The 20,649-nt window shown below is 60.0% G+C and carries 18 protein-coding genes and 3 pseudogenes; 9 read left to right on the top strand and 12 right to left on the bottom strand.

Annotation, left to right across the window (positions count from 1 at the left end; genetic code table 11):
• Window positions 1–14 precede the first annotated feature (14 nt).
• From P9217_RS20020 to P9217_RS20010, 3 genes are all read left to right on the top strand, one after another.
• Window positions 15–389, top strand: coding sequence for a hypothetical protein (locus tag P9217_RS20020; RefSeq protein ID WP_278052913.1), 375 nt, complete (start codon window positions 15–17; stop codon window positions 387–389).
• Window positions 390–794: 405 nt separating this feature from the next.
• Window positions 795–986, top strand: coding sequence for a hypothetical protein (locus tag P9217_RS20015; protein WP_278088234.1), 192 nt, complete (start codon window positions 795–797; stop codon window positions 984–986).
• A gap of 390 nt (window positions 987–1,376) precedes the next feature.
• Complete coding sequence (locus tag P9217_RS20010) at window positions 1,377–1,604, top strand: hypothetical protein (protein WP_278052915.1); 228 nt, start codon at window positions 1,377–1,379, stop codon at window positions 1,602–1,604.
• A 1,326-nt stretch (window positions 1,605–2,930) separates the two neighbouring features.
• Here P9217_RS20010 and P9217_RS20005 read toward each other — a convergent pair.
• Entirely contained in the window at window positions 2,931–3,224 is a 294-nt protein-coding gene (locus P9217_RS20005; protein WP_278052916.1) for a hypothetical protein, read from the bottom strand.
• A 107-nt stretch (window positions 3,225–3,331) separates the two neighbouring features.
• Between P9217_RS20005 and P9217_RS20000 the strand changes: the two genes are divergently transcribed.
• Entirely contained in the window at window positions 3,332–3,640 is a 309-nt protein-coding gene (locus P9217_RS20000) for a hypothetical protein (RefSeq protein ID WP_278052917.1), read from the top strand.
• 1,273 nt (window positions 3,641–4,913) lie between these two features.
• Here the strand turns inward: P9217_RS20000 and P9217_RS19995 are convergent.
• The 3 genes from P9217_RS19995 to P9217_RS19985 all read right to left on the bottom strand — a co-directional run bounded on the left by P9217_RS19995 (window position 4,914) and on the right by P9217_RS19985 (window position 8,017).
• Window positions 4,914–5,480, bottom strand: coding sequence for a recombinase family protein (locus P9217_RS19995; protein ID WP_278052918.1), 567 nt, complete (start codon window positions 5,478–5,480; stop codon window positions 4,914–4,916).
• A gap of 457 nt (window positions 5,481–5,937) precedes the next feature.
• Window positions 5,938–7,785, bottom strand: a complete 1,848-nt coding sequence (locus tag P9217_RS19990) for a hypothetical protein (protein ID WP_278087621.1) — start codon at window positions 7,783–7,785, stop codon at window positions 5,938–5,940.
• Window positions 7,786–7,795: 10 nt separating this feature from the next.
• Window positions 7,796–8,017: a hypothetical protein gene (locus P9217_RS19985; protein WP_278087622.1), complete on the bottom strand. Its 222-nt coding sequence runs from the start codon at window positions 8,015–8,017 to the stop codon at window positions 7,796–7,798.
• A gap of 203 nt (window positions 8,018–8,220) precedes the next feature.
• Between P9217_RS19985 and P9217_RS19980 the strand changes: the two genes are divergently transcribed.
• The 4 genes and pseudogenes from P9217_RS19980 to P9217_RS19965 all read left to right on the top strand — a co-directional run bounded on the left by P9217_RS19980 (window position 8,221) and on the right by P9217_RS19965 (window position 13,124).
• On the top strand, window positions 8,221–8,964 hold the full coding sequence (locus P9217_RS19980; protein ID WP_278088305.1) for a hypothetical protein: 744 nt from the start codon (window positions 8,221–8,223) through the stop codon (window positions 8,962–8,964).
• A gap of 446 nt (window positions 8,965–9,410) precedes the next feature.
• Window positions 9,411–10,303, top strand: a pseudogene (locus P9217_RS19975) (site-specific integrase).
• 2 nt (window positions 10,304–10,305) lie between these two features.
• Window positions 10,306–11,498: pseudogene (locus P9217_RS19970) on the top strand (IS91 family transposase).
• Window positions 11,499–12,110: 612 nt separating this feature from the next.
• Window positions 12,111–13,124 carry an ABC transporter substrate-binding protein gene (locus P9217_RS19965; RefSeq protein WP_278052922.1) on the top strand — a complete coding sequence of 338 codons (1,014 nt, stop codon included), beginning with the start codon at window positions 12,111–12,113 and terminating at the stop codon, window positions 13,122–13,124.
• 303 nt (window positions 13,125–13,427) lie between these two features.
• Here P9217_RS19965 and P9217_RS19960 read toward each other — a convergent pair whose 3' ends face one another.
• Both P9217_RS19960 and P9217_RS19955 read right to left on the bottom strand, forming a co-directional pair.
• A complete protein-coding gene (locus P9217_RS19960) occupies window positions 13,428–13,808 on the bottom strand; it encodes a thermonuclease family protein (RefSeq protein ID WP_278087624.1) in 381 nt (126 codons plus the stop codon).
• A gap of 69 nt (window positions 13,809–13,877) precedes the next feature.
• Window positions 13,878–14,789 carry an ankyrin repeat domain-containing protein gene (locus tag P9217_RS19955; protein ID WP_278087625.1) on the bottom strand — a complete coding sequence of 304 codons (912 nt, stop codon included), beginning with the start codon at window positions 14,787–14,789 and terminating at the stop codon, window positions 13,878–13,880.
• Window positions 14,790–14,918: 129 nt separating this feature from the next.
• Between P9217_RS19955 and P9217_RS19950 the strand changes: the two genes are divergently transcribed.
• Window positions 14,919–15,284: a hypothetical protein gene (locus P9217_RS19950; protein WP_278052925.1), complete on the top strand. Its 366-nt coding sequence runs from the start codon at window positions 14,919–14,921 to the stop codon at window positions 15,282–15,284.
• 261 nt (window positions 15,285–15,545) lie between these two features.
• Here the strand turns inward: P9217_RS19950 and P9217_RS19945 are convergent.
• The 6 genes and pseudogenes from P9217_RS19945 to tauA form a co-directional block, all read right to left on the bottom strand.
• Window positions 15,546–15,650: pseudogene (locus P9217_RS19945) on the bottom strand (ATP-dependent DNA ligase); the annotation flags it as partial.
• A gap of 261 nt (window positions 15,651–15,911) precedes the next feature.
• Window positions 15,912–16,472 carry an FMN reductase gene (msuE, locus tag P9217_RS19940; protein ID WP_278087626.1) on the bottom strand — a complete coding sequence of 187 codons (561 nt, stop codon included), beginning with the start codon at window positions 16,470–16,472 and terminating at the stop codon, window positions 15,912–15,914.
• Window positions 16,473–16,574: 102 nt separating this feature from the next.
• Window positions 16,575–17,735, bottom strand: a complete 1,161-nt coding sequence (ssuD, locus tag P9217_RS19935; RefSeq protein WP_278087627.1) for an FMNH2-dependent alkanesulfonate monooxygenase — start codon at window positions 17,733–17,735, stop codon at window positions 16,575–16,577.
• A 44-nt stretch (window positions 17,736–17,779) separates the two neighbouring features.
• A complete protein-coding gene (locus P9217_RS19930; protein WP_278052928.1) occupies window positions 17,780–18,628 on the bottom strand; it encodes an ABC transporter permease subunit in 849 nt (282 codons plus the stop codon).
• Complete coding sequence (locus tag P9217_RS19925; protein ID WP_278052929.1) at window positions 18,625–19,419, bottom strand: ABC transporter ATP-binding protein; 795 nt, start codon at window positions 19,417–19,419, stop codon at window positions 18,625–18,627. Before P9217_RS19925 ends, P9217_RS19930 begins: the two co-directional genes overlap by 4 nt.
• Before the next feature lie 60 nt (window positions 19,420–19,479).
• Window positions 19,480–20,487 (bottom strand): taurine ABC transporter substrate-binding protein, encoded by a 1,008-nt coding sequence (tauA, locus tag P9217_RS19920; RefSeq protein ID WP_278052930.1) that lies wholly within the window; start codon window positions 20,485–20,487, stop codon window positions 19,480–19,482.
• Window positions 20,488–20,649 lie beyond the last annotated feature (162 nt).

Raw genomic sequence — 20,649 nt, 5'->3', positions numbered from 1 at the left:
GCGGAAACGTGCGCATGCGGCGACTGCTTCAGTTCCAGCCAACCGGCGAAACAATCTCGGATGCCGCTCGTACATCCTTGGTCAGCGCGGGATCATCTTCAGGGTACGAACGTAGCGAGATGCCGCGCCGGGAGCAGCGCAATGCATTCGCTATCGAAAATTCGGATACGGATGGCGAGGCTTCACGCATGACCTCGACAAAAATCAACGAACTTATATATGCGCCCCAATTGCGCTGGGAACAAGGTGCTTCCGCGTTTTTATTTTATTGGTCAAATAAAAACTCAAATGCATCGCTCAAAAAGCGGCAGAATTTTTCCTCGTTCCACGCAAAATTTTCCCCGTTTCCGCAATTATTTCGACGAATTATCTGCGGGGTTGGCAAATAATTTCGCTTCTCCTATCTATCGCTAGGAAAGCAGTCTATAGAAAGGGTATGCGAACCCGTTCCGCCACGCGAAAGAAATTGCCATTAAGGCTTGGTCGCCCGACAGCCGCGCCAACCACCAAGCCTGGCATGTTGAGCACATCCGGAGTGTCCTCCAAGCATGAACTGCACCGCGGTTTCGGCAAGCTTGGCACCAAGGCGCAGCTGAGTATGGCGACGGCGCGGACTAGCGCAAATTTGATGATGGGGACGCGCATGGGTGCGGCACTCTCTTCATATGGTCCATTCGCCTTAAAGGTGTGTGTCGCGCTCTGGATTACCCCTTTGCTGGCCTCGGTTTTTGTCATCTTAAAAGCCTGAACTCGGTCGGCATTCGTGGAGAGGCGAAAACGAGAAGGATGCGAGCATGGCAAACCGCTACGCGCTTCGGATGGACGAGCCGAACAGCTGGACCGTTTTCGACATCTTCACCGGCCAGCCCGCCGAGTTCGAGAAGAAGATGATGGTCGGTATCAAGACGCGCCCGGCGGAAAAGATTGTTGGCGAAATGAACATTCAGGACGCCAAGCGGCGGGAAGTGGCCGGCCGGGAATCCTAATTGGCAGGCCCACAATACGGTTCAGGGCTTCTGGGCCGGTCATGTGGAGCAACCGCCGAATGTCGACTGCTCCTGCAGTCATTCAGTTGAAAGGATAATACCAATGAGAACCTTGAAAACACCGGATGCACCGCCCCTGGTGATCGAGGCGGTCACCAAGTCACCCAAGATTATCTCAGCTCGGCTGACGATTAGAACCGACGAAGCAACAAGGCGCAGGATCGCTGACACTGACGGCACTCTGAGGCGGGCACGCGAACTCGCGGAACGCAATCGCCTGATTTGAACGAGCCCCTCGTTGGCCCAAGGTATCGACCGAACTAGAGCCGAAAAACTGCAATTCCCAGCCAACCGAGGTGAGGGATTCGGGTGACGAGTGGGAGAGTAACAATGGCAACTGTCGAATTGATAACAGTTGAGGAGCGGCCCGGTGGCCAGCTTTTATTTAATGTTCGCGTGACCTCACCCGCCGGCAAAATAGAACTGCCGATCGCTATCGAGGGCCAAGGATCTGTCGCTTCGAATGAAACGACGGTTCTTCAGTTCGCGCTTGGTTTTGCCAAAGACCTAGAGGCTTCGGTCCGGCTTCGCCTTGGAGTGCAAAGTAGCGGTCTCTAGCAGCGACGATTCACTGTGCCAATGCATCACCGGCGATGACCTTGGCCGTCCAGTAACGTCGCCAGTCGCTTTTCTGTCCCCAGCAGCGGCTTCCACGATTAACGCCGACCGAAGCCTTGATCCTGCTTTGATTCCCGCGCTGAGGCGTGGCTGAATACCTAGCCGCGGAGCTCCTTCGCTGCGCCCTTAACTTCGTCTCTGTGCATCGTTCTCGCCTTTTGAGCAGCGAAGTCTGCTTACGGCCGTCGGGCAAGCTAGCTCCAATGGCCGGACGGCGGCGCAAAGCAGCCGAACTGGTTCCTTTCGCCGTGACTCAGATTTGCGTCCCGCGTCATACGTGCAGACATTGTACCTAATTAAACGGACGATCGTGTTCGTGCGTTCAACGTTGTTGTCCTAATGACTAGCTAAAGACGCGCCAAGCCATTGCCGATCGTCATCGACCCGGCAACTGAACTGCGTCTTTCAACGTACCGTTTCCATGGGCCGGGGGCTCGTGCGCAAAAACATCCAGCACCACTTGGCGCGCGACACGACGCTGACTTGTTCTCGGTGGTTTTGCTGCTGATTTCTTCAAGATCGCAAACCTTGAGATCCCATTCCCCAACGAGAGCAGTGTCGCCGGGATAGTTCTGCAAGACCAACGCCTCGTCGACCAGTTCCTGAAGCGTCCAGCCGTTACCCATGCCCAGTCATGTAGGCTGGTAGTGTCTCAGTTTGAAATTTGAGGCCGCGAAAGCCGTTGTCGCAGCTTTCCCCAAACTCCTGTATGCTCAGCGCTGCTATGGACCACAGGAAAACGACCCTTGAGCGCGCATTCGAACTCGCCAAGTCTGGCGTTTACGCCAATTTTGGTGAGGTGCGTACAAAGATCAAAAAAGAAGGCTACGACATTCGTCAGATGATCGGCGGCTTGAGCCTTCGCAAGCAGATCAATCAAATAATTCAAAGCGCGAGAGCGAATGCCGACTGTGGCGTTGGAACCTCAGAGGCAAGAGCCCGCTCGCCTGAGGGGGTCGAACGGGCTCCCGGGAGGAGCGCCCCAGTGCGGTGAGTCTCATGCCGGAAAGACACGCTGCGAGACTCAACCGGGACACTGGTGGGAATGTTCCCGTCCGCCGATGCGACCGAAGTCGGATAGGCTGATGCTTTGGTCCCTGTCCGGAAACCTTCGCCTCGCTGCATCATTTCACAGAGCCCGCCAGCATACGTCCCTTCGTTCGGCGGCATCAGAGAGCGAATAGATGCCCGCAATCTCGTTGCCTGGGGTGACTGGCGTGTCTGTTAACCGACCGGCCTTCGCAGTGCTGCTGTCGGTGGGTCGCGCTACAGCTTTTTCAGCAACCGCGCCTCTCGAAGGAGCGAAGCCGGGGCATTGCCGATCATGTCTACGAGGTCGCGCGCTTGGGCTTCGGTGATGCCGGTTTCCCGGGTTAGGAACTGCACGATCAATTGCTTATGTGCCTGCGCGCGGTCGCTAAGCTCTTGCCCGGTTTCGGCCATAGGAAAAGTCCCCAGTGGTCCGCAACGCGACTTGATCGGTTTGGTTCCACAAAAAAGCCCGTCGCGGACAATCAGCGCAAGCAACGGGCTTTTTAGGTTGCCACCGCGCGGCTGCATCCCCGAAGGGATCGACCTCCGCGGGTTATCTCTGACCACCGTCAATCTATTCTACTGGTAAACATTAGCTCAACCTTGACGAAGTCAGTAGCCGCGCCAGACACCTCATGGCAAAGGGCGGCATTAACATTGGCGATGAGGTCGCGATCACGGCCAAGGTTCGCAGGCGCGTCACCGAGGATCGAGTGAGCGTGTCGATCCCGTCTTATGGGCAGCCCCATTCCATCGTTGATCGGATCTCGAAGGTTAAGCAGGGCCAGGAGATCGATCTGCGAGGCGATGTCACCCGCGTAGACGAAGGCAAAGTGACCATCAACTTAGGCGTTCCTGCCACGGTGAATGCCGATACGGTCAGAGTGGTGACCCCTTACAAACCGCCGACAAGGAAGACGCCGCTTGTGGACAAGGCGACGTGACCAAGCTGTCCGAGGCCGCTCGGCCGCCGCCACCAGCAAGGAATACGTCAACGAACGCGACCATTTCCGCAAGTGCCCGGTCTGCGGACAGGCGGTCGACTGGCGCGATCTGCGACAAGTGATCTTGCATGAACAGCCGGGCCACGAACCGCTAGAGACAGACGCCTAGAAGCGTAGCGCTTGCCTGTCTCACTTCGGGACCAAAATGCTGGCATCGACCTTACATCGAAGAAATTGCCGGTGACGCCTCACCGGACTTCCTGATTGGGCATCAGGAAGTAACTTCGCCGGGCTTGAGGATTTGGGGTTCCTCGCCCGGCGATCTTCCTTTCAGCAGTCGCTAAGAACTGGTGCCTTCGCGCCAGAGGACGGGAGGATTCACAGCGAATCCGTTTCGATCTAGGATCTCTGCTATGGCCGCGATCTTCGATGATATCGCCACTGCCCTCAGAGAGCTCCGCGTAGACGTTTGGGCCAAGGTCCGCGTCATTGCCCTAGGTGCTGCTGGCAAGTTCTTTACGGGCATTGCAATCGGGCTCGGTTTCGGGATCGGACGCCTTCGTGGGCTGACCCAATCAACAATTGCCATCGCCCGCCGTGACGCTATGGTTAACGCTGTCCGGGGTTTTTGGCTACCCACTCCCGGACTACCTCGGCACGGCGGTGCGTCACCACTTCCCCCCGAAGCAAGATGGCTGCCGGGCCGTTCTATAGCCTCCAGGCTCGTGAGCGCGGCAGCGTTCCAGCCGAGGCCATAGCCCTGGCTATGTAAGTTGCCTGCCATTCAGAGGCCAGAACGGAAAGAGTACGAGAGCGTGGTGACGCTCCATAGCCGTCGACGAGAAGGCGCCTCTGGCGACCAGCCGAGTTGAGGGCTCTCGGCGTTGATCAGAAACCTTATCGACGGTCCGGCGTTGGCTCCTCACGATTTCGGGACCAGGAGATAAAATGCAAGGTTTGAAGCGGTCGTGCTGGACGGAAGCCGACATAGACGAGTTTGCGGCAAAGCACGGTTTGACGACCAGGCAGGCTGAAATTGTCATTCAGAGCAATGGTGCATCCAAGCGCAAATGCGACTTGGCAGCCGAGGCATTTACGGCCGCGCTTAGATATTGCCGTCACTCGCGAGAAAAAGGTGCGAGAAGATCTCCTCTAAGGTCGGGAAGCAATGAAGCGCCTCAGGGTTGAAGTTATGTCCGGGGGAGCCTGACAGGGGCGGCGCTCATTCAACGCCGGCTCTTGAGCATGTCCGCGCACACTTGCATACCGTTGGCTATCTAAGGCCAGCAGCCGCAAGCGCTCGGTAGACCGACCCCCGCCCGATGCCGAGAGACGTGGCGATCTCTGACACGGACTTCTGCTGCTGAAACAAGACGACCGCCTCGCCAGCCTTGGCTCGCGCCGTCGGCTTCCGCCCTTTATACTTCTTCTCTGCCTTTGCCTTCGCGATGCCTTCCTTCTGTCGTTCTCTCATCAGGTCTCGCTCGAACTCGGCGAAAGCGGCGAACATGTTCAGCATCAGCCGACCGTAAGCTCCCGTCGTGTCCAACGTGTCCTTGCCGAATTGCAACACCTTCAGACCGACACCCCTTCCATGTAGACCATCGACAAGATCGCTCAGCGTGCGCGTGTTCCGCGCGAGGCGATCAATCTTCGTGATCACCAACGTATCACCCTTGCGGAGGAACTTCAGGGCGCGGTCCAATTCCTTTCGATCTCCTAGAGCCGACACTTGCTCCGAATAGACTTCCTCGCAACCCGCGGCCTGGAGGTCTCGAACCTGTGCCTCCAGACCAGCCACCTGTTCTTCTGTTGAGGTTCTCGCGTAACCGACCTGCACCCCACCCTCCAATGTCCAATAGCATTTAGACTTTTGAGTCAAATACGTCCAAACGTCAACAGACCTTATTGGACGCGATTGGGCTGCGGTTCAGGACGTCCGATAAAGCCTGCCCATGCGGACGGTTGCTCACATGTCTCTGGGTCTTCAGGGCACCCTTCAGTGGGTAGAAGGCAGCAGAAGTCGCCAGCAGGGCGCCGCAGACTGGCTGCGAGCTTCTCTATGGACCTAAATCAGACCTTCGCTCTCAGGGAGGAGGTCTGCACGACGGCCTTCGAACAATAGATGCATCCAAGGCGCTCTTCTTCGCCGGAAAGAGCCGGTAGAAAGGCTCGAGCGCGCCTTTCCAGGCTTCCTTACGGCGTGACGGACGACTGTAATGCGTCAGCGCGTTGCGGTAATGAGAACGGATCCAGTAGGGGTTGGCTTGCCTTTTGCGCTTCCCGAAGCAGGGGCCCTACGCCACCTCTGGTTCGGCGACGGCAAATCCGTGCGCCTTGACCTCGGCGCTGATCCACTTTCGGGCCGTAGTCAGGCTCTGGCGGTAGTCATCGGCAGCGAGAGAAAGAGACTCTGGAGAGGTTGCCCGGTCGAGATCTTCGAGCGACCATCCGTCCACCAGCCGTTTGCTGATCGCGTAACAGGTGGCTTTGCCCACGCGGTACGCCATGGATCGCTGCGCCGCTCTCAAGACGATGCTGCGAAGCGCCTCTCCCTCTGCCTGCCCCACAAAGTGTATCTCGAGCTCTGCAATCATCCTGTCGACCGCCGAATAAAGCCCGTTGATGAAAAGTGTCTGTGCATCCTTATAGAAGCGCGCGGCGCGACCCTTCATCTGCTTCTCGTCAATTTCTGCGGGATCGTCCAATATCTCGATCGTTGGCGCACGCTCGAGTGCCTGCGCCTCTTTGGAGAGCTTCGCGCCCTCTGGCGCCTTTCGGACCTTCTTCTCCGTCGCCCTCTGCCCGAAGTTCCGCTCGCCGCGAAGGAAGCGATCTTCGTCAACGTCAATCGGATCGACTTCGGCCGAGCGGGCCTCGTCGAGTCCGAAATCACTGGTTTCGGTGCGCTCGGGCGCCTTGAGTGACTTTATGTATGTCGAAGTCGGCAAGCGGAACTCGTCGAGTAGCTTCTGAAGATCCTTCTGCAGATCATCGAGGTTCTCGTCCCTTGGTGGGTGCGCCTCTCTGATCACATCTTTGACCCACTCGGGCATTAATTCTCGGACCTTCACCGCGTAGTCATCGGTAGTAATCGGATTGCGCTCCTCGACGGTCGTGAGGGCGTCGCGATATTGGTTCGGAAGAGCTGAATCGTCCGGGAGGTATATCTCGACCGTGAGGACGGTGGATCCGAAAGGAATTCCGTAATTTGGGGCGACTGCGGACCATTTCTTCCCAGTGCGGAAATCGTATCGCTCACCTCTATGAACTAGTGCGCAGAACGAGGTCGATGAGGTCGCTGGGTTGTTGAGCGCGCTAATAGAGTGACTGTAATTCGCGTGCTTCGGGTCGTGCAGGTATTGAATCTTCACGCCTGTCTCGGGACAGGCGACGATTTCAGCGTTCGGGAGTTGCGAGACGACGTCCTGCAGCGTTTTGAGGGTGCGCGTCCTTCCCGTTTCATCGCGCCCTCCCCCTTTTGTCACGGAGACATCCAAAATCACCCTAACGCCAGGTCGAAATTCCGCGAAGCGCCGAAAAATTTGGGTTGCAACATAGCTGCGATCGACGCGGATTCCCTTGCCGATTGGCTCTGATATCGTGTCGTGGTCATCGTCCTCGCCTATGAGCACGACCTCCGTCCAGTCAAAGGAGAGATCGGCCGTCTTTCGAACCGCCTGGGTGACGTCGAAAACGGACTCCTGTCTTCCCTCAACCTCGTAGACGAAGCGAACAAACGTGTCAGCTTCTTGGTCGAATCCTATCGTGACCTCGTGAACCACGCCGTTCTTGCAGGAACGATAGCGGATACCCGCTGGCGAGACAGTCAGGCCGGAAACCTTAGCACCGATGCCGAAGTTCCCACTGAGCGACATCTGTTTGTTGATGGAGGCAGAGATGTTCGTTGCCGTCCGAAGCTCTACTGCATCCATTCCCGGACCCGTATTCCAGAACGTTAGCTTTCGAACACCTTCGATCAGCGTCGGGTAAATGCGAACGAATCGCTGGCCCTCCGGTGCCAACGTTGCACTTTCCTGCGCGTTCATGAAAAACTCGCGGACGAGCGTATATCGCGGCGCCTGTCCGATAAGGCGGTTGATCAGAAATCTGTCATCTTGGATTGTCAGGCGTTCGAAGCTCATCGCAGAAATCCTAAAGTTTGAAGACGTCCTTCTCGGCTGCCGAAGTGGATCCGAACTTCCGTTCGATGTCTGACGTCGCATCTCGCAGCGCCTTGATCATCTTCTTTACGTCGCCGTCATCGAATTCGTAGGCTCGCCTGTTCGAAAGATTCCCAATTTTCCGAATAGCTTCCAACGCCGCTTGGGTCCTAGCCTCGGCAAGTTTCACGAATTTCATCCTCTTTTCCGACATGCGGGAACTCCAGAATTCAGAGAAAGGATGAATCAATAGCCCATTTGAGATGTCAAGATGCAATGAATATCTCGTCGAAATACGCGGAAATTTTGCAGTCGGGCGCGCTGGCCAACTATGAGAAGCGATCCCCTGGTAATTTTCAAAACAGCGCCACAGCGGTGGGCTTAATTGGACGTTGTGCCGGAGGGAGGACAGGTATGATGAGAGAAGACGAACGGATTTCGATTGTTAAGGAGCTCCTCTTTGCCTACGTGAAGAGCCCGTCCCTGCGCCACATCCGCGATCCCTATTCTGTGATTAGGTTGGCGCAGGAGATCGTCAGGCGCATCGATCGGAGCAACTCAATCTGGAGGAAATGGGACGGGCAACGCGAGGTCCTTCTCAAATCCGCCTTGGCTTGTTGGGTACCAATCGAGGCTCTGCGCGATTTCATCAATGACATGCCGGGGCCACAGGTGACGACGACGGATGTCGACCAGCGCATGAGAGCGTTCGAGGACGAGGAATACTTCTCGTACCCAAAAGAGGAGCTTCGCCCAGGGTGTCTCGCGATCTACGAGAAGGAAAGGGCCGAGGGTACCGAGCTGCCGGCCATCATCGGCCTGCTCAGAGACCACGTGGAGCGGGAAGAGGAGCGGCTTCGGGCGGAGCAACAGGAGAGGTATCAGAGATTGAGGGAAGAGGATCGAGTGGCTCGCGAACAGCGCCTCCTGTCGGGCGCTGACTGCAAGTGGACGCAGCTCCAGAAATCTCCTCACTGGTTTTGCCGCGCCAATGGCAGAACATACCGTCTCTCGCCAACGAAAGACAAAATGTGGAAACTGTACCGCGTTAGCTCGGTCTCGGAGGACGACGAGAAGGGATTGATAGGGAAGTACCAACGGCGCGGAGACGCAACGAAGGTGATCGCTCAAATGGCTTATCAGCCGGAGCCAAGATGGTAGTTGGCCGGAGCAGCACCCAAAAGGCAACGGATTAGGCGACGCTCTCTGGATTTCTTGGCGGCTGCGAGCGTTGCCGCTGTGGGGAGGCGGCGGTGGGTCTTCGCGCTTCGGCTGTCTGCTGAGGGCCGGTACGAAATTCCGACCCTCGGGCCTGTCCACGTGGACGTGTTGCTAGCATGTCAATGATCGTAGGATCGGACAGGGCCGTCCGCCTGGCCGTCGCACCGATGAACGAACGCAGGTTTCAGGATCATCGCAAGATTTCCACCGAAAGAAGGCACTGAGGCGCGAAGCAGCCATGACGTCTTTGGGGCCGACGAACGAACCCGCTGCGCGGGATGGGCGCGTGGGGTGAGGTAGAGATCACGAGCCGGACGTCGCGCCCGCGTTGAGCGGGGTTCGGCAGCGGCAGAGCATCACGGGCTTCTTCAACAAGGAGCCCGACCATGCCCTATCCTGTTCTTGATGCACCTATCAGTCCACTGCGTCAGCGACTGATCGACGACATGAACATGCGACGTTTCTCACAGGAGACGCAGCGCAACTATCTCCGCGACATCGGACGCCTGGCGACGTTCCTCGGCCGGCCGCCGGATACAGTGACCACCGACGACCTGCGCCGGTTCCAGATCGAGCAGCAGGACGACGGCGTGCCGGTTCCGACGATGAACAGCATCGTGTCGGCGCTGCGCTTCTTCTTCACGCATACGGTCGATCGTCCCGATCTGGCGCGCAAGCTCGTTCGTCTGGCGCACCCGCGCAAGCTGCCGGTGGTGCTGAGCCGCGACGAGGTCGCCCGGCTGCTCAACGCCACCACCTGCCTCAAGCACCAGGCCGCGCTCTCGGTCGCCTATGGCGCAGGCTTGCGCGTGGCCGAGGTGGCGATGCTGAAGGTCGCCGACGTCGACAGCGAGCGGATGCTGCTACGTGTCGAGCGCGGCAAGGGCGGACGATACCGGAACGCCATGCTGTCGCAAGACTTGCTCTTGTTGCTGCGTCAGTGGTGAAAGGTCGGACGCCAGCAGGGGGTGATGCATCGCGACGGCTGGCTGTTTACGGGGCAGCATGCGATGAAGCCGATCAGCACCCGCCAGCTCTATCGCGTGGTCGTCGAGGCAGCACAGGCCGCCAACATCGCCAAGCGGGTCGGACTGCACACGCTGCGCCACAGCTTCGCCACCCACCTGCTGGAGGACGGCACCGACATCCGGATCATCCAGGTCCTGCTCGGGCACGCCAAGCTCAACAGCACCGCCTTCTACACCAAGGTTGCCACCCGCACGGTGCGCACCGTCACGAGCCCCTCTTCAAGCCGGAAGAGATCTCAGCCGACGGCTGAGCGTGCGCGCCTCGATCGAGGTTGCCGACATCTTCCGCACTGCCGGGCCCGCCTACCGGGTCGCCCATGCCGGGCATCTGAGCCTCGCCCAGCTCAAGGTCATGTCGGCGATCGAGCACTGCCGCACCGCGGCCCTTGGTGGTCACGTCGAGGCCTGCGAGGACTGCGGCCAGTGGCGCATCGCCTACAATTCCTGCCGCAACCGGCACTGCCCGAAGTGCCAGGGTGCCACGGCGCGGACATGGCTTGTCGAGCGCGAGGCCGACCTGCTGCCGGTCGGCTCCTTCCACGTCGTGTTCACGCTGCCGGCCGAGGTCGCCGACGTCGCCTTCCACAACAAGGCGGCGGTCTACGACCTGCTGTTCAAGGCAGCGTCGGAGACGATGCTGACGATCGCGGCAGATCGGAAGCATCTCGGCGCACGCATCGGCATCACCGCCGTGCTTCACACCTGGGGTTCGGCGATGACGCACCATCCGCACGTGCACATGATCGTGCCGGGCGGCGGCATTGCACTCGGCGGAAGCCGCTGGGTATCGTCGCGCCCGGCATTCCTGCTTCCGGTGCGGGTACTCGGCAAGCTGTTCCGCCGCCTCTTCCTCACCCGTCTGGTCGGGCTGGCGACGCCGGCCGGCTCGTCTTCTTCCGATCGATGGCGCACCTCACCGACCGGCGGGCATTCCTGCGCCACCTCGCTCCCGTCGGGAGGAAGCGCTGGGTGGTCTACGCCAAGGCACCCTTCGCCGGCCCGGAGGCGGTGCTCGCCTACCTGTCGCGCTACACGCACCGTGTCGCCATCTCGAACCGACGCCTCATCCGTTTCGACGAGGACCGCGTCACTCTCCGCTACAAGGATTATCGTCGCCCTAGCGCAGACCAGCAGCAGGTCATGACGCTCGCCACCGACGAGTTCGTCCGCCGCTTCCTGCTCCATGTCCTGCCACGTGGGTTCCACCGCATCCGTCACTATGGGCTGCTCGCAGGCTCCGCCCGCAAGGCCAGCCTCGCGCTTGCTCGTGAACTCCTGAACGTCGCCGCACCGTCCGACGATGACACCACGCACGAACCGGACAACTTCCGCCCGCCATGCCGCTGCTGTGGCGGCCGCATGATCGTGATCGAGGTGTTCGAACGATGGAGGCAGCCGCGCGGACCGCCACACGGTTCCCCGTCGACCGAGAGCAGCATGCCATGACCCGGCATGGAATGGTTCAGCCTTCAGCTGCAGGCTCCGACAGAGCCTCGCCCAGCCGCCCACCGTCCCGACAACACCGCGCGGAGGCGCAGCGAAGCGGTCTGTCCGCATTCACCCCAGAGCTTCCCGACGGCGGTCGCGCCATCGCCGACATCGGCCGAAAATCGAAATCCCCATAGCCATCGCCTGTGGCCCGCGGGTTCCTTCCTCGGGGACTTTCGTACGCCTGCCGGCGCCCGAAACTCCTCACGACAGCGGAATGGCAGCTTTTGGTTTCCGAAGAGTGATAACGGACGTTCAGATCTCAAGCTGATCCGATGCAGGCCGCAGTAGACTCAAAGTGGCACTCGCAACAGCGGGAGGCGGTCTCCCTCGCGTGACGTTTGGCGCGAGTAAGTTTTGCGCTCGCAGCCAACACAAATTGGGCGTATCGTGGCATATCGTCGGCGGCCAATGACCCGGCGACTGAGAGCGCAAGACTCCCGCATCGGACTGGGCGCGCTAGAACCCACAACTACTCGTCGCGCTCACAAGACCATCTGCCTCTGCCGAAGCCTCTTTTGCTGGTTCCGGCCAGATTTGCCCTTTGCAATTCGGAATAGGAGCCTTCCGATGCAGATCATCCAAACCCGCCGCCGATTCCTGGCCGGCGCTGCAGTGGCAGGCGCCGCCGGTATCATCGGCTTTCCGAGCTCACTCCATGCGGAACCGACGCTGGAAACGACCACGGTTCGTCTGCCACGGTGGATTGGTGGTTCCTACTGCTGGGCAGGCGCTTACATCGCCGGGGAACTGATGCGCGCAGAGGGCTTCACAGACGTTCGCTACGTGGAAGGCGACAGGAACGTCGACCAATCGGAGTGGATCGCACGCGGTGAGACCGATTTCTCGGTCAACTTTCCGCCGAACCAAATCGCGTCGATCGATGCCGGCGTGCCGATCAAGGTGCTAACCGGATTGCACTCAGGATGCCTTGAACTGATCGCCAAGGAGAGCATCCGCAGCGTCACGGATCTGCGGGGCAAGAGGGTGGGCGTTGATGGTTTCAACAACTCGCGACACGTGTGGCTGTCCCTCATGTCCGCCTATGTCGGGCTCGATCCCGTCAACGATATCCAGTGGGTCTTGACTGAGGGCGTCAAGCCCACGGAACTCTTCGTCCAGGGGAAGATCGACGCATTCCTCGGCACGCCGCCCCAGCCGCAGGAGCTGCGCGCCAAGAAGATCGGCCACACCATCCTCAACAATGCCGTCGACCGCCCATGGTCACAGTATTTCTGCTGCATGATCTCCGCGACGATGGATTACGTGAATAGGTATCCGGTGGCGACCAAGCGGGTCTTGCGATCCATCCTGAAGGCCGCCGACCTCTGCGTGTCGGATCCGGAAAGGGTGGCCCGGCAGATGATCCATCGCGATTTCGTCCCATCGTATGACTACGCGCTGCAAACGCTGAAGGATATCCGGTACGACCGCTGGCGGGAATTCAATCCTGAAGACTCCCTGCGATTCTACACACTGCGCATGCAGGAGACGGGCATGATCAAATCGAGCCCGCAACAGATCATCGCATACGGAACGGACTGGCGCTTCCTCGACGAGTTGAAGAGTGAGCTGAAAACCTGATCCGATTTGTCTCAAGGGGAGACGTGGAGATGCAAATCATCCAGAGTCGCCGTCATTTCCTGGCCGGGATTGCGGCGCTGGCAGCTCCAAGCACTCGAGACGAGGCTACCCAAGAATGCCGCGCCGGGCACGGCAGAGATGCTAATGCTTCTGCTCATCTATCGCGAGATGAAGAACTGGAAGGATTGCGCTTGACCTGTCGAAGCTGATCGACACGCTGCGCGTGGTCCGGGTGACATGCGCCAGCATAATTAAGAGCCATAACCAGACAAAGGTATGATCGGGGATGGACGCCCGTAGCTGCTATCGCCGCTTGCTAACGGTCCCTGCCCACAAGTTGCGTTTGGCAATGCGAGCTTCTTGCTCCTCGGCAAGGTATCGAGTGTCGGCCACCGCCAATCCGTGTTTCACCAGGTCCCGTCCGAGATCGATGCCTCCCACGAAGCAGACCCCGACGTCGTCGTTATAATCTTCCTTACCTTCGATGATGCAGGATACATCGCCTGAGGCAATAAGATGTTGGATGTGGTCACGCGCATACTTGCCGCAGGGCCAGATCTTGTCAGCGGCATCAAAACACACCTGCGAAAGTTCGGGGGCATCAAAACCGAGCAATTGAATTCGTTTTTTGTTGTGCCACAGCGTGTCGCCGTCCTCAGCAGACCAATGCTCTGCTGCGGACACAGGGCACAGGTGAGCACGAAGGCAAGGGTGAGGATCAACCTACACATGGCCGTGCTAAACGCACACCCCCTACGGCAGTGGCACCGGTGTGTCGGCGAGCGTTCTGAGATAGGCGATCACGTTCAACCGGTCGGCCTCTTCAGGCACCCCGCGAATATCCATGTTGACGCCGGGCGTCGTCAGCGTGGGACCGGCCAGGAAGATGTTCAAGTCCTCGTAGGTCCAGTTTCCCTCCCAGCCCAGCAGGGTCTTGGAGTAACGCTCGAACTTCGTCGATGCCTTGTCCCGCCCGACGACGTTCCATAGGTTCGGCCCGATGGTAGGAAGTTCCTTTGGCCGCACGACATGGCAGGGTGCGCAGGTGCTTTCAAAAAAGGCCCCGCCTTTGATGGGATCGCCTTTCGCAAGCCGGGCGGAAATCGGCTCCGGCTTCAGGATGACGACGCCATGCTCCAAAAGGTAGGCGGCGATGTCCTCATGATCGTCGTGCTTTGCCAGATGGTAGGCCGTGATGATGCCCGGCCGTTGATTGGGATCGCCCTGGAGCCAGATGGCGTTGACGTCGGCGCCAGCCTCGACCAGCGCCTTGACGCAATCGAGGCAGCCACTCGCGACCGCGAGGATCAGCATCGGTTCACCCCGCGTCCTGCCGTTGGCATCGGCACCATGCGCCAGCAGCAGCCGGATCATGTCGGCGGCTTTCTTCAGAACGGCAACGGTGATCGGCCGGCCGAGCGCCGCCTCCTTGTTCACCTCGGCCCCGCGCTTGATCAGCAGTTCCGCCGCCTCGATGTGGCCGCTTCGCACCGCCAAGAACAGCGGTGTTGCTCCCTTCTCCTGCTCCTCGATGTCAGCGCCTGCATCGAGTGCGGCCGCAATTGCCTTAAGGTCTCCGCTCTTGGCCGCGTTGTGGAGCGCACCGCCATGCGCTGTTGTGACGGCACATAGCAAGAGTAGGAAGCTTGCGAACAAACCCCGCATTTCGGCATCCCTCCGCCGATAAGGAGGAAGATACATCCGATAGGCGCTCGCTTCCAGCATATATTAGCGGCGACTAATGGTGTATAATGGCCTTGACGACATCAGATGCCGTTGAGGGCGGCCACGTCGATGCATGCGGTCGGCAGAAGACAGGTGAACTGCTTTGCAGGCGTGATCGCGACGGCTGCGGCAGTTCAGGGAAGTGCGGCGTTGGCCCACGGCCCGGATCGGAATTGGGGCTATCCACCAGCTTGCTGCCACGGCGACCCGCTCACTGGCGACTGCGGGAAAATTCCCAGTTCAACTGTGACGCCCAGGCCAGATGGCTTTGTGGTTATCCTACGACCGGGCGACCATCAGAAAGTCACTCATCAGGACCGCTACTTCGTGCCGTACGATGTCGTCATCCCCTCGGGGGATGGCAACTTCCACATCTGCCTACACCCCACGGAGGAAGACGAAAACTGCTTCTTCGCGCCACCCGATGCGATGTGAATGTTCTTCTGTCTTCGCTCGATTGAACCTGTCCCCGCCGGGGCGAAAAAGCACGTCCGCCGAAATCTGTGATAGGCCTCGAAACTCATGTGCGGGGTCAGCGACCGATAGAACGTCATCAGGCGCTATACCATTCGTGGGCGGCATTGCCGAGGAGTGCGAGCCACGCCAATGCGAAATACCGCGACTGCGTCATCCAAATCCCCTCTAATCTTCAGACTTGAGGTCGCATCGGTCGCCGCAGAGGTCCGGCCGCCTTGTCTAATCAGCCTCGCGAAAGTCCTTCAACGGCGCATGGCGAAGCTTCTCCTCGCCCTTGAGGAACTTGACCCGACCCACCAAGCCCGGCTTGAGCCACTCGGGCTTGTGGGCAGAACTTACTACGCCAAGCTCGTCGAGCAGATGAACGCACGTCTGGCACCCTATCTGCTCAAGCATGGCGGATCGGCAAAGCAGGCGCTGATCGCGCCCCGACTGAAAGACGACGATCGCCGAAAACGGCTGCCCAGGGGCCGCCAGCAGCGTCCGCTTTTCGGCTGATCGTGCAAAGGACTGCCTTCACGCCCGCTTGCCGCGACCCGGAAGGCGAGATGCTACACTTCCCCGCTGGAGCACCGCGGCATGGATTTATTCGGCGGCTATTCTGAGACCGGATTTGGTGGCTAGCAGAACCGCGGTTTCATCAACCGCCTGTGCCGCTCGCTTCAGGATCAGTTCGGACCGAAGCACACCATCGGTGAAGTCTTTGTCGGTCGCGTACACGGCTGTGGGCAGCGCGAAAGCCTCGAAGAAGCCAAATAGCGGCCTGAGTTGATGCTCAACGATAAGGGCATGGCGCTCACCGCCCCCGGTGGCTGTGAGAAGCACGGGCTTACCTCTCAAGGCCGTTGGATCGATCAAGTCGAAAAAGTGCTTGAACAGTCCGGTATAGCTACCCTTGTATGTCGGAGAGCCGACGACGAGCACGTCCGCGGCGACAACATTTGCAACTACGGTTTGGGCTTGCGCGTCTAGGTCGCGCTGCCATTTGGCGGCCCCCAGCGACGGACCAACATCCTCGATATCATAGGTTCGATGGGAAAGGTGGTGGCGGCTGGCGATGTTCTGAACGACGAGGTCGACGAAAGCGCGGGTCTTCGAGGGTCGGCTGAAGTTCCCCGAAAAACCGACGATTGATGGATTTGACATAAGCCGAACTCCGATGGTCAAACTCAGACGTAAGCGGGCCTGGCACGGCACCAGCGATGCTGCGTGGACCACTTCTCTCCTCTAGGCAAGAAATCGACCTGCCTAAGACGCCGCTACTCGGACACCGGCGCCCCGGCCGCGCCCAAACTCCAGATCCCAGCCGCGCTCCTTGACGGGCAATTCACCCTGCAGTCCGAGCCGTGGAAAAAGCAGCTCGGCAACATTGAAAGCTTCCTCCAGATGCGGATAGGCCGAGGCAATAACCGTCTCCACCCCTATTTCTTGATATTCGCGAATGCGGGCGGCAACGCTTTCCGCACTCCCGACAAGCGCGGTGCCGGCACCCCCTCGCACGAGACCCAATCCGGCCCATAGATTGGGAGCTATAACCAGCTTGTCGCGGCGTCCCTGGTGCAGAGCGGAGATGCGCTTTTGCCCGACCGACTCCGAAACCTTGGTGAATTGATGCTGGGCTTCAGCGATCACGTCGTCGGTGACGCGGCTGATCAGTCGATCCGCCGCCGCCCAGGCCTCCTCCTCCGTTTCACGCACGATCAGGTTTATGCGCAATCCGAAGCGGATTTTGCGACCTTGAGCCGCCGCTCGTGCCCTGACTCTATCGAACTTCTCCTCCACCTGCTCGACGGGTTCACCCCAGCTCAGATAGACGTCGGTGTGTTTGGCGGCGACCTCGATGCCCGCCTCCGATGACCCGCCGAACCAAAGTGGCGGATAGGGTTGCTGGACCGGCGGGAAAGAAATGTCGGTGCCGTGAGCAGATAGATACTTGCCCTCGAAGTCCGCCGGCTCTCCGGACAGGATACGGCGCCAGATCGTGAGGAATTCATCAGTCTGGGCATAGCGCGCGTCATGACCGAGCTTGTTGCCGTCGCCGGCAAGGTCGGCCGGATCCGCCCCAGTGACGACATTGAGCAGCACCCGGCCGCCGGAAATGCGGTCCAGCGTGGCCGCATGGCGCGCGAACAGTGCCGGCGTCCCGCTGCCCGGCCGCAGCGCCACCAGGAATTTCAGCCGTTCGGTCAGAGGGATCAGCCCGGCGGCCACGATCCAGGCGTCCTCACACCGTGTTCCGGTTGGCAGGAGCACGCCCTTGAAGCCAAGCCGATCGGTGGCTTGCGCAATTTCCTTGAGATAGCCGAAGGTTGCCGGCCGGTGCCGCTCGTCGGTGCCGAGATAGGGGCCGTCGCCATGGGTCGGCAGGTACCAGTAGATATCGAGCGGGCGGGTGCTGTTGCCGGACATCGGATTGTCTCCTTCAATGATTGCGGAATCTATGGGAGCAAGCCTCAGAGCTTGCCTTTCCAGGGGATCAGGCGATGTTCCAGCCAACGCATGCCGCTGGTGAAGGCGAAGGCGAGCACGGCGATGACGATGAGGCCGACGAACACGACGTCGGTCGCGAGGAAATTGGCCGCCGACATGATCATGTAGCCGAGCCCCGACTGGGCTGCGATCAGCTCGGCCGCGACCAGCGTCGACAGTCCGGCGCCGATAGCGATCTTCAGGCCGGTCAAGATCTCCGGCAAAGCGGACGGCAGGATGATGCTGGTGAAGAGTTGCAGCCGGTTGGCGCCGAGGGACAGCGCGGCGTTGATACGTTCGACGGGCACCGATCGCACGCCCGCCTGTGCCGCAAAGCAGATCGGGGCGAACGTCGACAGCGACAGGAGAACGATCTTGGAGGTTTCGCCGATACCGAGCCATATGATCAGCAGCGGCAGGTAGGCCAGCGGCGGCAAGCCCCAGTAGAGATCGATCGGCACGCTGAAGATGCCCTTGACCCAACGATTGAGCCCCATGAGCAGGCCAAGCGGAATGCCGACGATAATGCCGACGCCGAGGGCCGCGGCAATGCGGCCGAGGCTTGCCAGCGTGTGGTCGAGCAGCGTGCCATTGGCATAGCCATCGGCCGCGACGGCGTTGAACTGGGTCAGCACGTCGGCCGGCGACGGCAGGAACAGCGGCGATGCCCAGCCGAATTGCGCGGCGAGTACCCACAATGCGATCAGCGCCGCCAACGTCACCAGGCTGATGCCGAACGTCCTTGCCGATGCTGAGCTGCGCGGCCGGGGGGACGGCCTCCGCTGAGCCGTGGCGGGAGGAAACGGGGTTTGGGAATTGGCGGCGAGCGTCATTGCAAGGCTCCTCTGCGGGCGCCTTCCGGCTGGTGGATGAGCGAGCGGATTTCCTGCCGCAGCTCGATGAAGCGCGGGTGGGACTGGATCGGCCCGATATCGCCGCTCTCGGCGAAATCGCGCACGAAATCGGCGTCGAAGCGGGCGACGATACGGCCCGGCCGGGGCGACATCACGACGATGGTCGTGCCGAGTGTGAGGGCTTCCTCGATCGAATGGGTGATGAACAGGATCTGCTTGTTGGTCTTGACCCAGACGGAGGCCAGAAGCTGCTGCATGGTCTCGCGCGTCAGACTGTCGAGGGCGCCGAATGGCTCGTCCATCAAAAGGATTTTCGGATCAGTGGCCAGCGCCCGGGCGATGCCGACGCGCTGGCGCATCCCGCCCGACAGTTCGTAGGGTGGCTTTTCGGCGAAATCGGCGAGCCCGACCAGTTCAAGAAGGTGCCTCGAGCGCTCATGGCGTTCGATGCGCGACACGCCCCGGTACTTCAGGCCGAGCGCGACGTTGTCCAGCACATTGGCCCACGGCAGCAGGGTGTCTTTCTGGAACACGACGCCGCGATCGCCGCCCGGCGTCGCGATTTCCTGTCCGTCCAGCGTGATCGAGCCTTCGGTGAGCGGCAGGAAGCCGGCGATCGCGTTCAGCAATGTCGACTTGCCGCAGCCGGAAGCGCCGACCGCGACAACGATGGAAGCGGGAGCGATATCGAGGGAGACGTGATCGAGCGCATGCACGTCCTGGCCATCGGAAGCCGGAAAGGTGACGCTGGCATCGCGGATTCGAAGCATGGTGGCCTCCAGGCGATCTGGCTGGCGTGCCAGCCAGATCGGCGTTTCCTTCAGGGATTGCTAGTTCGAGGCCTTGGCCACTGCCGCATATTGCGGATCGGCGAAGGCCGCGTAGCTGTCCTTGATCGAGGTGATCTTGTGCTGGTCCTTCAGGAAGCCCGCGGTGTCCTTGAGGATTTTCGCCACCGCGCTCTTCTCGCCGCCGCCCAGCCATTTGTCTGAGACCTGTTCGTCGAGCGGCGGGACGACCGTCGTCTTCAACTGCTCCGAATTCTCGGCCGCTGTGCCGCCCTGCAATTTCGCGATCAGCTTGGCGCTCTCGGAGTCTGGCCCCCAGGCGGCCGGGTTGCTCAGATAGGCCTGGTTGTAGCCGTCGATCAGCCTGACATACTGGCCGAGGAACTCCGGATTGGCCTTGGCGAATGCGCCGGTGACGACCAGCGCGCTAAAGGTGGGCGCGCCGCGATCAGCAACTTGGCCGGCCGTGAGCAGGACCTTGCCGTTCTTCTTGAGTTCGGACAGCGCTGGATCCCAAACGAAGCCGCCGTCGATGTCGCCGCGCTTCCAGGCCGCGACGATCTCGGGCTGCGGGATGGCTATGACCTGGGTTTCCCTTTCGGAGATGCCTTCCTGCTTGAGCACGGCCAGAAGCTGGTAATGGTCGGTCGACACTGGTGCGGCGGCGAGCTTCTTGCCGCGCAAATCCGCCGGCGACTTGATTTCTGGGCGCACCACCAGCGCCTCACCGTCGCGAGAGACGGACGAGATGTAGAACGCCTTCACATCGAGGCCCTTACTGACGGCAGCCGAGAACGGGCTCGATCCGACATCGCCGATCTGGACGTCGCCGGAAGCGATAGCTGCGAAAATGTCGGCGCCTGAATTGAAGCGGCGGAATTCGATGTTCCAGCCGGTTTTCTTGGCAAGGTCGCCGTTGGCGATGCCAAGATTATAGGGATTAGCCCCGGTTTGGTAAGCGATGACGACCTTCTTCTCGTCGGCATGAGCCATTCCAGGACTGGCCGTCGCTGCGAGCGCAACCAGGGCGGCGGAAATCAGTTTTCGCATGAGATCGATCCTTTGAGCGGAGGGTTCACCCTCGATTGCCGCTCCATCCAGAGCGTTGGCTCAAAATCTACTTAGTTTATAGAATAAGACAGGAACGAATTTCCGAATGACAAGGGGAGAGCGGAAAATTGACTCTCATCTGGATCGTCAGTCCGACGAATG

Origin of the sequence: Mesorhizobium sp. WSM4989 (assembly GCF_029625795.1) — a bacterium.
GTDB lineage: Bacteria > Pseudomonadota > Alphaproteobacteria > Rhizobiales > Rhizobiaceae > Mesorhizobium.
The sequence above is the reverse complement of the archived record's forward strand: the minus strand, read 5'-3'. Positions and strand labels throughout refer to the sequence as shown.

What these genes read in the sequence shown, in the direction of transcription:
- P9217_RS19930 (WP_278052928.1), bottom strand. Translation starts at nt 18,628, where the DNA reads ATGACGCTCGCCGCCAATTCCCAAACCCCGTTTCCTCCCGCCACGGCT.
- P9217_RS19990 (WP_278087621.1), bottom strand. Translation starts at nt 7,785, where the DNA reads ATGAGCTTCGAACGCCTGACAATCCAAGATGACAGATTTCTGATCAAC.
- P9217_RS20005 (WP_278052916.1), bottom strand. Translation starts at nt 3,224, where the DNA reads ATGCAGCCGCGCGGTGGCAACCTAAAAAGCCCGTTGCTTGCGCTGATT.
- P9217_RS20015 (WP_278088234.1), top strand. Translation starts at nt 795, where the DNA reads ATGGCAAACCGCTACGCGCTTCGGATGGACGAGCCGAACAGCTGGACC.
- P9217_RS19950 (WP_278052925.1), top strand. Translation starts at nt 14,919, where the DNA reads ATGCATGCGGTCGGCAGAAGACAGGTGAACTGCTTTGCAGGCGTGATC.
- P9217_RS19955 (WP_278087625.1), bottom strand. Translation starts at nt 14,789, where the DNA reads ATGCGGGGTTTGTTCGCAAGCTTCCTACTCTTGCTATGTGCCGTCACA.
- ssuD (WP_278087627.1), bottom strand. Translation starts at nt 17,735, where the DNA reads ATGTCCGGCAACAGCACCCGCCCGCTCGATATCTACTGGTACCTGCCG.
- P9217_RS20000 (WP_278052917.1), top strand. Translation starts at nt 3,332, where the DNA reads ATGGCAAAGGGCGGCATTAACATTGGCGATGAGGTCGCGATCACGGCC.
- P9217_RS20020 (WP_278052913.1), top strand. Translation starts at nt 15, where the DNA reads ATGCGGCGACTGCTTCAGTTCCAGCCAACCGGCGAAACAATCTCGGAT.
- P9217_RS19985 (WP_278087622.1), bottom strand. Translation starts at nt 8,017, where the DNA reads ATGTCGGAAAAGAGGATGAAATTCGTGAAACTTGCCGAGGCTAGGACC.
- P9217_RS19980 (WP_278088305.1), top strand. Translation starts at nt 8,221, where the DNA reads ATGAGAGAAGACGAACGGATTTCGATTGTTAAGGAGCTCCTCTTTGCC.
- P9217_RS19925 (WP_278052929.1), bottom strand. Translation starts at nt 19,419, where the DNA reads ATGCTTCGAATCCGCGATGCCAGCGTCACCTTTCCGGCTTCCGATGGC.
- P9217_RS19965 (WP_278052922.1), top strand. Translation starts at nt 12,111, where the DNA reads ATGCAGATCATCCAAACCCGCCGCCGATTCCTGGCCGGCGCTGCAGTG.
- tauA (WP_278052930.1), bottom strand. Translation starts at nt 20,487, where the DNA reads ATGCGAAAACTGATTTCCGCCGCCCTGGTTGCGCTCGCAGCGACGGCC.
- P9217_RS20010 (WP_278052915.1), top strand. Translation starts at nt 1,377, where the DNA reads ATGGCAACTGTCGAATTGATAACAGTTGAGGAGCGGCCCGGTGGCCAG.
- msuE (WP_278087626.1), bottom strand. Translation starts at nt 16,472, where the DNA reads ATGTCAAATCCATCAATCGTCGGTTTTTCGGGGAACTTCAGCCGACCC.